This window comes from Microcoleus sp. N9_A1, assembly GCF_036701795.1.
Lineage (GTDB): Bacteria > Cyanobacteriota > Cyanobacteriia > Cyanobacteriales > Microcoleaceae > Microcoleus.
In genome coordinates, this window is the sequence record NZ_JAUBRI010000064.1 from 1 (window position 1) to 13,340 (window position 13,340).

The window sequence follows — 13,340 nt, forward strand, 5'->3', positions numbered from 1 at the left end:
AGCAGGGTTTTGACATCACTGTTAGTGGTTGGCAGTATGGCTAATTGAGAATGGTGCAAGATCTCAGTTAAAACCGATTTTGTTGAAGAGTCAGGCATTCGCTACAACTACAGTGATTTGCGCGATCGGCTCCTCATTCTCTATCAAGACTTCCTGGCTCGGAAACAAAAAGAGCTCGAACAACGCCAAAAGTTACTCGCTCAGCAACAACTCGAACTGCAACAGCGCCAAGATTTGCCTGTTTCGATGCGCGAAGCGCCTCGCCCGTGCTACGCATCCGCATCCACGCCCACACCCGCACCTGCATCCGCCATCAGTAGCAATGGTTCTGCCACGGCAACTGCAACACTAATAAGACCGGAGCAAATATCTCAACGGTATCAAGAGCTTACTGTTCCGGTGCCGATTCCAATTTCCCTACAGTGTGCGTTGGGGAAGCCTAACAAAGAATTTTTGAACGGGGTAGCGTTGAACAGAAATACCTCAATGGCAACACTGGCACGGGATTTACTGGGAGTTCAATCCGAGTTCAGCCGATTGGGACAGATAACCAATGAGGATGCCTACACTCTGTTTCTTGATGCTTGTCGGCGTTGTTCCCCCGGCGGTGGCTGGGATGAACAAGAGTGGGAGCAAATCTGGAGTTCCGCAGTTAAGTCGAACCCGATCGCCAGCATCTCAAAATATTTTAGTGACGGGATTGAGAGCTGCATCAAAGGTGAATACTGGCGATTCCTCAAATCTCTGCAACCTGACCATTTAGTTTCGCTACTGGAGGCAGAGGCAGAATCTGATTTGGCTAACTCTCCTAATTCTGCTACTAGCTCTGATTCATCACCTGAATTTAATATTTTAAATTCCGATGACAGAATGATGCAGGATTACCGAAAAATTGTTAGAAAATTCGGCAAGCGACTTCGACTGAATAAACTCAGTAAACGAATCGAAATTGACGGTAAACCAGTATCACTCGATCGAGTCAGAATTCAACTCGCAATTAAACACGGAATTCTATTCAAATCCAGTCGAGAAGATGTTCAAGATATCCTCACAGAAATAGCCGTGGGAAATCAGTATTCACCGATCGAAGAGTATCTAAATTCTTTGCCAGTGGCTTCAGATACTTTGATTTTAGATAGTCTGGCTGCAAAATACTTTGGTGTCAACGATCCAATTTATGAAATGTTTGTCCGCAAAACACTGATTGGCGCTGTCAAGCGGACTTTTGAACCAGGCTGCAAAATAGACACAGTTATGATTTTGCAAGGGAAACAGGGCTATAGAAAGTCCACTTTTTTTAAGATACTTGCGGGAGACAAATACTTTGACGATTCTTTGGGAACTGTGTCTGATAAAGATGAACGGCTGAAACTACATCAAGCATGGTTTGTTGAATGGGCAGAACTAGAAAGCGTTTTCAGAAGGCGCGATGTCTCGGCCACAAAAGCCTTTTTGTCTACGGGTACAGACAAAATTCGACCGCCATATTGCCGAGATATTGAAGACTTCAATCGACCCAGCATCATTGTCGCAACCACCAACAAGCAAGAATTTCTCGCTGATGAAACAGGCAACCGGCGATTTTGGGTAATTCCGGTCAAACACCGGATCGATACTAAATTGCTTAAGAAAGAACGAGATGCGATTTGGGCTGCTGCGATGCTGGCTTACAAATCAGGGGAAGAACCTTGCCTTGAATATGAAGATGAAGAAACTGCCGAACACATTGCTCAAGAGTTTCAGTCATCAGATCCCTGGGAAGATGTCATCGAAAATTTTATTGAACACCGCGAATATATCCGACTCAGCGACCTTCTCACTCATCTCCAAGTTGACCTGAGCCGACAAGAGCGATCGCATCAGATGCGCTGTTCCGCCATCCTCAAAAAATTTGGGTGGGAGCGAGAGTTTCGATCGATATCCAGCAAACGAGTTCGAGTTTGGTGCAAAACTGAACCCGAACCCGAACCTGTCTCCCTCCCTCTTGAGCTTGCTGAATCCGACCCCGAATTTGACGCCGAATTTGAGGCTGATTCAATACCTGTTGAGGCTGCTGATCAACCTCAAGTTTTGAAAAGCCCCTTAAAAAGGGAGGTTGATCACGAGGTTGATCACCCTGCTACACAAGGATTTGATCAACCTGATCAACCTGATCATCCTATTTCTGAAAAAATACTAAATTCAGATCCGACCTCGAATCCAACTTCTGATCCGACCTCGAATCCGACCTCGAATCCGACCTCGAAAGGAACAGTAAACTGGATGGCTGCTTTGGCTGGCAGTAATTCCACGGCAGCGAAAGATTTTCCTAGTTTGGGTAACAAGGTTGATCAGGTTGATCAGGTTGATCAATCCCTTGCACAGCAGGGTGATCAACCTAGCGATCAACCTCAAAATTTGGAGCCATTTTCAAAAAATGAGGTTGATCAGCAGACTCAACAGAACAACGAAACAGGGGATCTGGTCGAATATATCCGGCTAGCGATCGAAGTCGGCGATCGAGAAACAGCTCTTGATATTCAGACCATGCTCAAGGAAGTTTGCAGCAAAGGCGCAGCCGATCGCCAGAAAGTCTGGAACTCCCTTACCGCTGATGAAAAAACCGCTTTTAATGGATTGATTTCCCCAGACCCGACACCAACTCCGACACTAGCTCCAACGACATCGGAATCGACAATGCCAATAGTAGAACCGACAACGGAGACAACGGAGAGAACGGAAGAACCAACACCCGAACCAACACCCGAACCAACACCCGAACCAGCAGCTATCTCCGGAGGAATAGATGAGAAGGATGCTGAAAAACTAAGAGAGATAGCTACTATTTGGTGGCCCGAATACTACCCAGAACACTTGCAAAATCTACTGACTCAGATGTATGGATGGAAAGCGCCAGGGACTAAATACCAGAGAGAGGTAATAGTGAATTGGCTGACTGCAGAAACTGCTGAAGTTCGCGATCGAATCAACCTATTGATTGCCGAAAAAGATCGAACTGAGAAAATAGAATCATGACAACTATTGACCTCACACTTGAGCAACAACTTCGATTAAGAATCTACGCTTCTCAAGCTCAATCACTTTCAGTAGAAGAAGCACGAGTCCTCTTAGTTGAACTAATGCGACAAAACATGATCAAAGACAACGTAATCAAAAGTTTACTCAATTCAAATCAAAATCCAAATGAATAATTTCTGTGATGCAAAGACTGCCTGCCAAATTCTCAACTGCTGCGATCGAACCTTAATGCGATACCGACAACAAAAAAAACTTATAGAAGGGATTCACTGGGGACGCAACCCAAGCGGGAAAATTCTCTATAATCCTATTTTGTTGAATCAATTAATAAGTTGTAATGGGGATATTAATCATCCTGAACATCTGAGTTTTATTCAGAGATATCAGATGGAATTACCACAAAATCAGCATCTGAAACCGGGTTCAAAACCGGGAAAAAATCAGGCAATTGTGGTGAGTTGACCAATCCGGCATAGTTTTCGTACAGAGTGCGAACATTGTGGCCAGTGAGGGATGCGATCGCCACGGGATTCATGCCAGCTTCCAAGCCGTGAGAAATTAGCGTGTGCCTGGTGTTGTAAGGTTTTCGGTAATCAATTCCAAGGGATGCAAGCGCAGGTTTCCAGTAGCGGTTGCAGAAATTTTTGGAGTCGATCGCTCTACCTTCGCTACTGGTGAAAATTAAATTGTCGGGCAGCGTCTCAATTGGTCGCCGATCAAGTAATAGCTGTTGCAGCCTTGGTGTTAGCGGGACCGTGCGCGCCTTGTTAGTTTTGGTTGATTTGCGAGAGCCACCATTACTCAAACTTTCTCCGATCCAGATGCGATCGCATTCAGGTGAGCAATGTCGCCATTGCAGCGCAGCAGCTTCAAGGAGTGCGAAGACCGACGCCAAATTTAAACTCCACATAATCCGCGTAGTTACTGAAGTTTGAGTCAGAACGAAATTTATGAACGATGGCGCTCATTTCTGTAAGGGTGAACGGTTCGGGGCGCTGTTTTGGCGGGACTGAAACCTTAACATCAGCCCAAGGATTTTCGAGAACCAGCTTCTTTTTGTGTGCCCATTCCCAGCAAGCGTTCATCATGATAATCCGTTCGCGTACCGTCACAGGTTCAAGGGAGCGATCGGACAATAACCAATCTCTAAAATTTTCAGCAACACTTTCGGAAACAGAAATTGTTGTTTTGCTTTTGAAAAACACAGAAACGTGTTTCTGAAAGGCCGTATATTTAGCAAAAGTATCAGCCTCTATTTTACGGCGTTTATATTCGACAAATTGGTCAAAAAGCTCAGAAACAGAAATAGATTCTTGTTTCTGGGGCTTGTACTTGGCGAGGGAGGGGTCAAAATTACCACTAGCAATGTCTAGCTCGATTTGGCTGGCTTTCATAGAAGCGACTTTACGATTGACGATCGTATCAGGCAAACCAATGTAGAGCCAAAAGCGTTTACCTTCCCACGACCACGCTAACCGTAGCCGATCCTTGAAAACTTCTACATTTACAGAACCTTTGGGCATATCGCAGATTTATCGCATTTAATGTCTGGGATTGTCACTTATTGTCACCCCTGATTGAGAATAGTATAGCAGCCCATTAGGTTATAGAAAACTCAAAACCCGCCTAGAAAGCGGGTTTTGGGATGGACGCAACTGGACTCGAACCAGTGACCCCTACGATGTCAACGTAGTGCTCTAACCAACTGAGCTATGTGTCCTCACCAATTAATAATCTAGCACAACCTTCGATCGCCTGTCAAGCATAAATATAAAATTTTCCCAGCAGACACCCGCAGCCACCGCCCTAATTCCCAATCCGCCAAATCTTAACAGTTCGATCGCCCGAACCGCTAGCCAAACACCCATCAGCACCAAACCCCACCGACAAAACCTCCCCCCCGTGCCCCGTCAGAAGTTCCAGCAAACCCCCCGTCGCCGCATCCCACAAATAAATCGAACCATCCCGACTCCCCGTCGCCAAAACCCGACCATCCGGGCTTAACGCCACACACAAAACATCCCCAGAATTGTCCCTCATACTCCGCAGCAGCCTACCTCGCCCGTCAGCATCCACCCGCCACAGCTTCGCCGTACCATCCCGACTCCCCGTCGCCAAAACCCCCCCAGCCCCCCCTTGAGAAAGGGGGGAGATAGAAGAGGAAGTTGCTGCAAAGGCGATCGCCCGCACCCAATCCCCGTGCTCTGCTAAAGTACAAATCGATCGACCATTTTGCCAATCCCACAACTGCACAGTCTTATCCCGACTACCACTAGCCAAAAACTCCCCACCAGGACTAAAAGCCACCGCCTCAACCCCACCGGCGTGACCGCTTAAAGCCGACATCGGCCTACCCTTATTCAAATTCCACAACTGCACAGTCTTGTCCCGACTACCACTAGCCAAAACCTGACCGTCGCGACTGAACGCCACAGCATAAACCCGATCCTCATGACCGCGCAAAGCGTACCACCACTTACCCTTATTCAAATCCCAAATTTGAATAGTTTTATCCCGGCCGCCGCTAGCCAAAGTCGCACCATCAGGACTAAACGCCACACAAGTCACCCAGTCAGAATGACCCGTGAGAGTGTACCACCGCTTACCCGCCTCCAACTTCCACATCTCAATCGTCTTATCCTCACTCCCGCTAGCTAAAGTCGCGCCGTCGGGACTAAAAGCTACCGACGTGACAGCCTGGGAATGACCTACCAGAGTGTGAACGCACCTCCAAGTAGGCGCGCGCGTCGGCACAACCCGCTGCATCGGTGGCACGGGTATGATTGTGCCTGCAACCGTTGGCGGTACGGCATTCTGCACCGCAGGCATCCTCTGCGGCGCGGGAATTGCAGCAGCTACCGGAGTCGGGGGAATTTGCACAGCCGACTGCTGCGGCTGCAAATCTTGGAGAACTTCAGCTACAGATTTGTAACGGCGACTGAGACTTGGTTCGATCATTTTGTCGAGAATGCGACTTAATTTCGGATCGATTTGAACCTTCAAAAAATCTCGCCAAACCCAAACATCTTGATTGATATCGAACAAATCAAACGGAGATATTTGAGTCAGCAAATAAATGCAAGTTACGCCCAAACTGTACAAATCGCTCGCATAAACCGCTTGACCTCTAATTTGTTCCGGCGCGACGAATTCGGGCGAACCGATGACTGTACCAGTTTCTCTCAAACCTTCCACAAGTTTGGCAGCGCCAAAATCAACTAAAACTAATTCCCCGGTTAATGTTGGGTAAGTATAAATAATTGGAGTTTGAGAAATGCGGCGGCGGATAATATTGGGCGGTTTAATGTCTCGGTGAATTACACTGCGCGAGTGCACGAACTGCAATACTGGTAGTAAATCATTCAGCATACCTAGAATTTGACTTGCGCTGACAGGCCCAGTCCGCGCCAATTCTTGCTGTAAATTCTCACCTTCTATAAATTCTTGCACCAAATACTGATAGCGTTCCTGCTGAAAGTGCGCCAGCAATTCGGGAATTTGCGGGTGTTTCCCCAATTCGTCCAGCCTCACGGCTTCTCGGTTGAATAATTCTGCTGCTTTTTCGCTGCTGCTGGTTCCTTGGGATAGCGGGAAAAACTGTTTGATTGCACAGCGCGGTTTTGAGGGTTTGTCTTCGTCTACTGCTAAAAAAGTGCGGCCGAAACCGCCACGCCCCAGGGGTTTGATGGCGCGGTAACGCTCTCTCAGCAACAGTTTGGAGCCGCAACTCAGGCAGAATTGAGTGCGATCGGCATTTTGCGGGTTTTGACAGGCGGGGTTGAGGCAATAACTCATAACTGAACCGGGAAGCAATCAGCAGCATATCTCTATGATACTGAGGCAATACCAAATCCGACTTAAATACCCTCTTGATTTCTTAGTCCGCGGAGGCGGACATCGTTTGTGTAGTCGCGGTTTCAACCGCCGAGTCTGATCTGAGGCAATACTAAATCCGACTTAAATATCTCCTTGATTTCTTAGTCCGCGGAGGCGGACATCGTTTGTGTAGTCGTGGTTTCAACCGCCGAGTCTGATCTCTCGCGTTACAATTAAAATTAAAGGACTCAATTCCTGACTACAAAGCAATTTCCTGTTTGTAGTCAGGACTTCAGTCCTCAGAATTCAAGATGTCGCCTTAACTTTCAAAGCATACTCTTTAAACCTTTCCAAGTCAGCCTGAATAGTCGATTCAACAACTCGCCCTACAAATGAATTGTCCATCAATGTTGCCAGCCAGCCGGGAACTCCATAGGCCACCGTCAGTTTGACAATGCTGCTGTTTTTGCGATCGTAAAATCGCACCGCACCACGATTGGGCAAACCGTCTACCGATTCCCACTGAATTATCTGATTCGGCACTAATTTGACAATCCGAGAAAGCCAGCTAAATTCTAACCCGCCCGTTGCGAGTTTCCAGCGCGACAATTCTGGATCTTCTTCGAGAATACGAACAGATTCTATCCATTTCATCCACCGTGGCATTTGCTCTAAATCAGACCAAAGTTCCCACGATAATTCAATAGGAATTGCCACTTCTACTTGTACGCTATGTTCTAACCAATTAGTCATTCTATTTTAGATTTTAGATTTCTCATTTGTTGTCAAGTCTCGATCCCCCTAAATCCCCCTTAATAAGGGGGACTTTGAGAAGAATCTTGTCCCCCCCTTATTAAGGGGGGTTAGAGGGGATCGAATCGAGAGGACTAATGACTAATGCCTGTAAGCTTCGAGAATTACCTTGGCCGCTTGATGCCCGGAAAGTGTCGCTCCTTCCATACTATCAATATAGTCTTGCTGAGTGTAACTTCCTGCTAGAAAGAAATTGGCGATCGGAGTTTTTTGAGCAGGGCGGAAAACATCCATTCCTGGTGCTTCGCGATACAAAGATTGAGCCAACTTAACTACACTGTACCAAGTCATGTTTAATTCCCGTGCTGAGGGAAATAAATCCTGAACTTGCTTGAGTACGTGTTGGGCGATCGCCTCATTGCTTTGTTTGATAAACGGATCCCCCGGTGTCAGAACCAATTGCAACAGAGAACCTTGTCCTTCTTTATAATAATCCTTGGGACTTGTTAGTGCCAAATCTGCAAAACAAGAAAAATCTGCATCTGCTGAATATAGCAAATTATCGATGCCTACAGCGTGGCTCAACTGTTTGCGCTTGGCTTCATCTTCCAGTTCCGTTACCCAACCGTCGAACCGTAATTGTACAGTAGCAACCGGCACCGTATCTAACTTATAAATGTTGTCAAATTCCGACCACTTTCGCCAAGCTGGGGGCAATATTTTCTGAATTCCAGGAACGTCGCAGGCGAAAACGTAAGCGTCTGCGGTGATATTTTCTTCTGTTTCGCCGTTAGCTACTACCAGACCTGTCACGCGCGTTTCTTCGGCTTCTTGAAACTGAATTTCTCGAACTCTGCGTCGCGTGTAAATTTTGGTTCCTTTGCTTTCCAAATATGCCACAATTGGTTTGTGCAAATATTCGTTGGGAGAACCGGCTAGCATCCGCATGACAGAGGCTTCGGTTTTTGTAGCAAAGAATTGGAAGATTGTCAACATACACCGGGCAGAAATATTTTCGGTGTCGATGAAACCTAGTGCATAGGCGATCGGATTCCACATTCTTTTGAGCGAGTTTTGGTTGCCGCCTTGACCCCGGAACCAGTCAGCAAAGCTAACTTTATCTAAATTGCGGATCGTTTTCATCGCTCCATCAAAGTCGATCAAACCTCGGACGATGGGGCTAGTTCCCAGGGCGATCGCATTTTGAATTTTGTCTTGTACGGATAGCTGAGATGTCGTGAAAAACGCCTTCAAACCGTGCAACGGAGCACCCACCGGAAAGCGAAAATCTAAAGAACCGGTTTCGCCGCCTCGATTTATAAAAGTGTGGACGTGATCTTTGAGGAGCAAATCGTCAAAAGCTCCCACTTTTTTCATCAGAGCAAATAAGTTATAATAGCAGCCGAAGAAGACGTGTAAACCCATTTCAACATGATTACCGTCGGGATCTACCCAACTGCCGACTTTGCCGCCGACAAAGGGGCGGGATTCAAAAATTTCTACTTCGTGGCCAGCATCAACTAAATCGACTGCTGTGGTCATTCCAGCCAGTCCCGCACCTGCGATCGCAACCCGCATTTTACCTATCCTTTACAGTGTTTTTACAAATTGTAACAAAATTTAGAATTTCCGAAACATTCAAAGTTCATAAATGCCGATCGACACTTGTACCCCTCTCTGAATTCTTGCCAAAAAATCCGCACTAATTTCACCGTAAGGGCCTTGTTCCAGATAAGTTTTTTGGACTGCTAGAATTTGCTCGCAGACAGCGAGTGAGTCCGATTCTAACCCTCCTACACCCGCAGGAATCACAATCCGAGTCGGAGTTTCCCCCACGCTCAAATCGCTAGTAAAAGGCACAATCAGTACAGTGCGGCTTAATTCATTGCGGCTATTTATGGAAACGACAGCAACAGGACGTTTTTTGGTATCTCCTATCGCTCGCAAAGCTCTCACAAGATAAACTTCGCCTTGTTGCGGATAAGCTTCTGTCATTGTATCAAAGACCTTCCTCTCTTAAAATTTCTTCCATTTGTCCCTCGGCAAATGTTGCCCATTCTTCTTCAAAGTCAATATCTTCTTGGCTGCGGTTGAGATAAAATTTCCGCAACTTATCTTCTATTTGCTTAGCGTACCAGAGACGGAGAGCTTGTTCGATCGCCTCCGTCCAATTATCAGTAAGCTGGTCTATTTTCTCCGCGAATTCAGCATCAAGGGCGACTAACACTTCTCGCTTTTGAGTAGAATTTGACATAATCATTTTCCTTGCTCATTCAAATTAAAAAAAATGACTGATGACGGTTGACTGCTGACTAATGTTATTGGTTAGTGGTTATTGGTTATTAGCAGTCCCAAGCAATTAACAACTGCCAACTGCCAACTGCCAACTGCCAACTGCCAACAGTCAACTAACTTTAAAACATCGGCATCAACTGAAGCCTCCCAATTCCCAACTCTTTAGCAGACACCCAACGCACCTCAAGCAAAGCGATCATATCCTTAAACTGAGGCTGACCGCGAGAAGCACCCATCAACCCTTTAGCAATAATCAAACCGCACCAACCGTTGGTTGATTTACAGCGACGGTCCCACTTCTTGCGAGCTTCCTGATGCACCGGATCGTCTTCATTAAACTCCCCAAACAAATACAGATCCCCATTTTTAGTTTGCAAAATACCCAAGTCGTATTGCTCATCCTGAAAAGGATTTTCGCCCGGATTAAAACCAATCCCCTTCACGCCTCCAGCTTCTTTCAAATCCTGAATCATAGTTTTTGCCTTCGGATGAGAAGTTTGGATCATCACCACCGGCAAACCATCTCCGGCGGTATTAATATCAATTTCTGCACCTTGGTGAAACTGGACACTTTGGCGCAGGAAATCTACCGTTTCCCAAGGTACGGCGCCGAGACTCAAAAATGAATTTTGTGGCACCAAATCGTCCCGCAGCAGTGGCTTGTCAAATTCATCATCATCATCGTCATCGTCATCATCGTCATCATCGTCATCACCGAGCATCTGTAATAATTCGTCTGATACCTCGGGCATCGTGGAAACTTTAACGGATACCTGTTGAATTTCTCCGTCAGACTGCGGAACTGGGATGCGGTAGCGACTGCTAAGACTGGGAAACGTGTCTGATCCCAATTTCCGGCGACCGTTGCGGAAAAAGCGGTGAAATGCTTCGAGAGCAACTAACATCGTGAGGGCTTCTTCTTCGTAAAGAATCGATCGCAATCCTTCTAAAGGATGTAGGTTGCCGAAATTTGGTTCAATTTCCGATGGAGGCAAATCGGCTAAATCAATTTCGTCCTCGTCGTCTTCCTCATCAATATCTGCTGCACTTTCAAAGGTAACAAACAAACAGTCTTGCCCTAAAAAAGCCTGTTCCAAATCTTCAAAAGATTCATCGTTGACGACTCGTTCTCGAAACCGTTTCAAGGATTCTAGAGAACGGTACAGTAAAACTCCGTAATCCATTCTGCCTTGCCCCAATACGGACACGTAGAGGCTGGCGACATCCCACTGATTGATTTCAATAGATATAATTTGGTGTTCGCTCAAAGTCCGCCACGGAGCATCTTGCCAAATTTGAGCAGCTTTTTCCATTAAAACTTCAGCATACTGAGGGGGCAACTCAGGAGGTCTGTTGATCGCGACCTCTTCCATGCCGCGAAATATTTCGTCAATTAGGGGCAATTCCGGCACGTAGTCAATCGAAATGCCTAAATCTTGAAGTACGCCCCGCAGATAAAATTGAATCTCTCGGTTTTTGACTACTATTTTTTGGGGCCGGACTGCGGGAGCCGGACTTTGGGGATGTTCCATTGCCCGTAGCAGGGCCCGGACGAGCGCCTCTGGGCCGGCATCTGGGCCTACCATGTCCATAGCCCTCACGACTCCTTCGGAGCCATCGACCCAGAGAATGCACTCGCCACCAGCTTCTAGAACGTCGTCGTCATCTAGCATCATGTGCGAGTCAGCATTAGATAAGGGTCGGCGATCGCCCTCCCACACGCTGGGAATTTGAGGTAAGTTTTGTAGCCGACGAAGAGTAGTGCGATTCAGCGCTGCCATAGAGTAAGCCCGTTGGGTGAAGCATTGTTGCGGTGCCGGTAGCCGGTCAACCGCTGCTTATCAATCATAAACCCTATAGGGGGAGAGGACATCGAGCTGGGGAACGAGGCCCCACGGGAATTAAAAATTAGAAGGTAAAAATTCTGCCTTCAGCATCTAACCGAATGCCTTCTGGCGAATGCCTGTACAATGGAGCAATAAGATTAAACTCTTTGCATTAGACAGTCTCAAGAGTTCGGCAAATTATGACTCAAGCCATTTCTGAAAAGCGCGGCATTCAAATGACGGACTCTGCTGTCCGTCAAGTTTTAGCCCTGAGAGAAAAACAAGGTAAAGACCTCTGCTTGCGGGTAGGGGTGCGCCAGGGCGGATGCTCTGGAATGTCCTACGTGATGGATTTCGCAGATCCCAGCACTGTGAAATCCGACGATGAAGTGTTCGACTACGACGGTTTTCAGGTAGTTTGCGATCGCAAGAGCATTCTTTATCTCTACGGTTTGGTTCTCGACTTCAGCGATGCTATGATCGGGGGCGGTTTTCAGTTTACTAACCCCAACGCAACTCAAACTTGCGGTTGTGGCAGTTCATTTTCTACATAAATTGGAAAATAGGGCATGGGGCAGAAAATTGTTAACTGCCCCATGCCCTTTTCCGTGCAACATCCCAAATCTAAAATCTAAAATCGAATGACCCCTGAAGAATTGTTTAAAGACGGTTTCGATCGCTACCAAGCTGGCGAAGCCCCGGCGAATCTGATCCCCGTGTTTAAAGAAGTGTGCGAAAAAGCTCCCAAAAATGGCAATGCCTGGGCTAGCCTCGCGTGGCTCTACCTGTTGGAAAATAAACCCGCACCGGCTCAAAAGGCAGCGAAAACAGCCGTTAAATTGAACCCTCATGACCCCCAAGCTCGCATCAACCTAGCAGTAGCGATCCTCGATCTCAAAGAAAAAGGAGTGCGCCCCCACGTAGAAGTGGCTCAGCAACTCCTAATGGCTTCCGAAGAGTTGCTCGACGAAGTTAAAAAAAATTTTGAAGAAGGATTAAACAGAAAACCCGACTGGAAGAGTCTCGCCCGCGTTAAACAGTGGCTTCTGGAGCCGTAACCACGTAAAAAAGTCGATTTTTGGGCGGGGATCGAGGAAATCGGCTTTGCGGTTTATTACGACATCGTAATAAATCAATAAATAACTTTATGGAAAACTCAGAAAGTCAGTGCTAGTATTTGAAGACTTAGACGATTGACAAACCCGCTCAGCGGTTTTCAGATTTTACTACGATAATACTAGGAGTTGTAAAAACATGAGCACTGACAGCCACGTTAACATCAAACCCGCAACCCGCAACCACAAAGGTTTCTTTATTCAGCCAGCTTCTTATAAGTTGATGAGCATCGATAAATCCGGCTGGGCCTTGATTTGCATGGACAAAGCAGTTTGTCATTACGTAGACCCGGATGATTTGCAATTGCCGAATAAATCAGGAATGTCTGAAGGTTAATTCTGAAGTTTTGAGAGACTTTAAGATGCTTTATTTGAGTAGCTGCCCTCCATGGAGGGCAGCATCTTTTTTTGGTCAGGAAAAACTCCGGCAACGCGCAGTGAATCGGGATTTAACGGATAGAAGGAATTAAGGAAGAATTACCAATTACCGCTTACCAATTACCGATTACCAATTATA

Annotated in this window: 13 protein-coding genes and 1 tRNA gene; 5 read left to right on the forward strand and 9 right to left on the reverse strand. The window is 46.6% G+C overall.

Going from position 1 to position 13,340, the window contains the following annotated elements; all coding sequences use genetic code 11:
• The first annotated feature begins 117 nt into the window (after positions 1 to 117).
• Entirely contained in the window at positions 118 to 3,015 is a 2,898-nt protein-coding gene (locus QUA58_RS24055) for a virulence-associated E family protein (RefSeq protein ID WP_333396396.1), read from the forward strand.
• Positions 3,012 to 3,191 (forward strand): NblA/ycf18 family protein, encoded by a 180-nt coding sequence (locus QUA58_RS24060; RefSeq protein WP_333041339.1) that lies wholly within the window; start codon positions 3,012 to 3,014, stop codon positions 3,189 to 3,191. The genes QUA58_RS24055 and QUA58_RS24060 overlap by 4 nt, the downstream gene beginning before the upstream one ends.
• 197 nt (positions 3,192 to 3,388) lie before the next feature.
• Here QUA58_RS24060 and QUA58_RS24065 read toward each other — a convergent pair whose 3' ends face one another.
• From QUA58_RS24065 to QUA58_RS24105, 9 genes are all read right to left on the reverse strand, one after another.
• On the reverse strand, positions 3,389 to 3,928 hold the full coding sequence (locus QUA58_RS24065) for a tyrosine-type recombinase/integrase (protein ID WP_333396398.1): 540 nt from the start codon (positions 3,926 to 3,928) through the stop codon (positions 3,389 to 3,391).
• Positions 3,888 to 4,541, reverse strand: a complete 654-nt coding sequence (locus QUA58_RS24070) for an Arm DNA-binding domain-containing protein (RefSeq protein WP_333396400.1) — start codon at positions 4,539 to 4,541, stop codon at positions 3,888 to 3,890. Before QUA58_RS24070 ends, QUA58_RS24065 begins: the two co-directional genes overlap by 41 nt.
• 123 nt (positions 4,542 to 4,664) lie before the next feature.
• A tRNA-Val gene (locus tag QUA58_RS24075) sits at positions 4,665 to 4,738 on the reverse strand.
• Positions 4,739 to 4,824: 86 nt separating this feature from the next.
• On the reverse strand, positions 4,825 to 6,813 hold the full coding sequence (locus QUA58_RS24080; protein ID WP_333396401.1) for a serine/threonine-protein kinase: 1,989 nt from the start codon (positions 6,811 to 6,813) through the stop codon (positions 4,825 to 4,827).
• 327 nt (positions 6,814 to 7,140) lie between these two features.
• Positions 7,141 to 7,587, reverse strand: coding sequence for an SRPBCC family protein (locus QUA58_RS24085; protein ID WP_333252351.1), 447 nt, complete (start codon positions 7,585 to 7,587; stop codon positions 7,141 to 7,143).
• Between the two features lie 141 nt (positions 7,588 to 7,728).
• Positions 7,729 to 9,165: a 9,9'-di-cis-zeta-carotene desaturase gene (gene zds, locus QUA58_RS24090; protein ID WP_333252350.1), complete on the reverse strand. Its 1,437-nt coding sequence runs from the start codon at positions 9,163 to 9,165 to the stop codon at positions 7,729 to 7,731.
• Positions 9,166 to 9,225: 60 nt separating this feature from the next.
• Positions 9,226 to 9,582, reverse strand: coding sequence for a type II toxin-antitoxin system PemK/MazF family toxin (locus QUA58_RS24095; RefSeq protein ID WP_333252349.1), 357 nt, complete (start codon positions 9,580 to 9,582; stop codon positions 9,226 to 9,228).
• 4 nt (positions 9,583 to 9,586) lie between these two features.
• Positions 9,587 to 9,841 carry a hypothetical protein gene (locus QUA58_RS24100; RefSeq protein WP_333252348.1) on the reverse strand — a complete coding sequence of 85 codons (255 nt, stop codon included), beginning with the start codon at positions 9,839 to 9,841 and terminating at the stop codon, positions 9,587 to 9,589.
• A 160-nt stretch (positions 9,842 to 10,001) separates the two neighbouring features.
• Positions 10,002 to 11,663: a DUF6930 domain-containing protein gene (locus tag QUA58_RS24105; protein ID WP_333252347.1), complete on the reverse strand. Its 1,662-nt coding sequence runs from the start codon at positions 11,661 to 11,663 to the stop codon at positions 10,002 to 10,004.
• A 245-nt stretch (positions 11,664 to 11,908) separates the two neighbouring features.
• Here QUA58_RS24105 and QUA58_RS24110 point away from each other — a divergent pair, with 245 nt between their 5' ends.
• The 3 genes from QUA58_RS24110 (at position 11,909) to QUA58_RS24120 (ending at position 13,160) form a co-directional block, all read left to right on the forward strand.
• A complete protein-coding gene (locus QUA58_RS24110; RefSeq protein WP_006632680.1) occupies positions 11,909 to 12,262 on the forward strand; it encodes a HesB/IscA family protein in 354 nt (117 codons plus the stop codon).
• An 87-nt stretch (positions 12,263 to 12,349) separates the two neighbouring features.
• Positions 12,350 to 12,766, forward strand: a complete 417-nt coding sequence (locus tag QUA58_RS24115) for a tetratricopeptide repeat protein (RefSeq protein ID WP_242716671.1) — start codon at positions 12,350 to 12,352, stop codon at positions 12,764 to 12,766.
• Between the two features lie 196 nt (positions 12,767 to 12,962).
• On the forward strand, positions 12,963 to 13,160 hold the full coding sequence (locus tag QUA58_RS24120; protein WP_006632682.1) for a hypothetical protein: 198 nt from the start codon (positions 12,963 to 12,965) through the stop codon (positions 13,158 to 13,160).
• The last annotated feature ends 180 nt before the right edge of the window (positions 13,161 to 13,340 follow it).

What these genes read in the sequence shown, in the direction of transcription:
- QUA58_RS24120 (WP_006632682.1), top strand. Translation starts at nt 12,963, where the DNA reads ATGAGCACTGACAGCCACGTTAACATCAAACCCGCAACCCGCAACCAC.
- QUA58_RS24085 (WP_333252351.1), bottom strand. Translation starts at nt 7,587, where the DNA reads ATGACTAATTGGTTAGAACATAGCGTACAAGTAGAAGTGGCAATTCCT.
- QUA58_RS24105 (WP_333252347.1), bottom strand. Translation starts at nt 11,663, where the DNA reads ATGGCAGCGCTGAATCGCACTACTCTTCGTCGGCTACAAAACTTACCT.
- QUA58_RS24095 (WP_333252349.1), bottom strand. Translation starts at nt 9,582, where the DNA reads ATGACAGAAGCTTATCCGCAACAAGGCGAAGTTTATCTTGTGAGAGCT.
- zds (WP_333252350.1), bottom strand. Translation starts at nt 9,165, where the DNA reads ATGCGGGTTGCGATCGCAGGTGCGGGACTGGCTGGAATGACCACAGCA.
- QUA58_RS24080 (WP_333396401.1), bottom strand. Translation starts at nt 6,813, where the DNA reads ATGAGTTATTGCCTCAACCCCGCCTGTCAAAACCCGCAAAATGCCGAT.
- QUA58_RS24115 (WP_242716671.1), top strand. Translation starts at nt 12,350, where the DNA reads ATGACCCCTGAAGAATTGTTTAAAGACGGTTTCGATCGCTACCAAGCT.
- QUA58_RS24100 (WP_333252348.1), bottom strand. Translation starts at nt 9,841, where the DNA reads ATGTCAAATTCTACTCAAAAGCGAGAAGTGTTAGTCGCCCTTGATGCT.
- QUA58_RS24110 (WP_006632680.1), top strand. Translation starts at nt 11,909, where the DNA reads ATGACTCAAGCCATTTCTGAAAAGCGCGGCATTCAAATGACGGACTCT.
- QUA58_RS24070 (WP_333396400.1), bottom strand. Translation starts at nt 4,541, where the DNA reads ATGCCCAAAGGTTCTGTAAATGTAGAAGTTTTCAAGGATCGGCTACGG.
- QUA58_RS24060 (WP_333041339.1), top strand. Translation starts at nt 3,012, where the DNA reads ATGACAACTATTGACCTCACACTTGAGCAACAACTTCGATTAAGAATC.
- QUA58_RS24065 (WP_333396398.1), bottom strand. Translation starts at nt 3,928, where the DNA reads ATGTGGAGTTTAAATTTGGCGTCGGTCTTCGCACTCCTTGAAGCTGCT.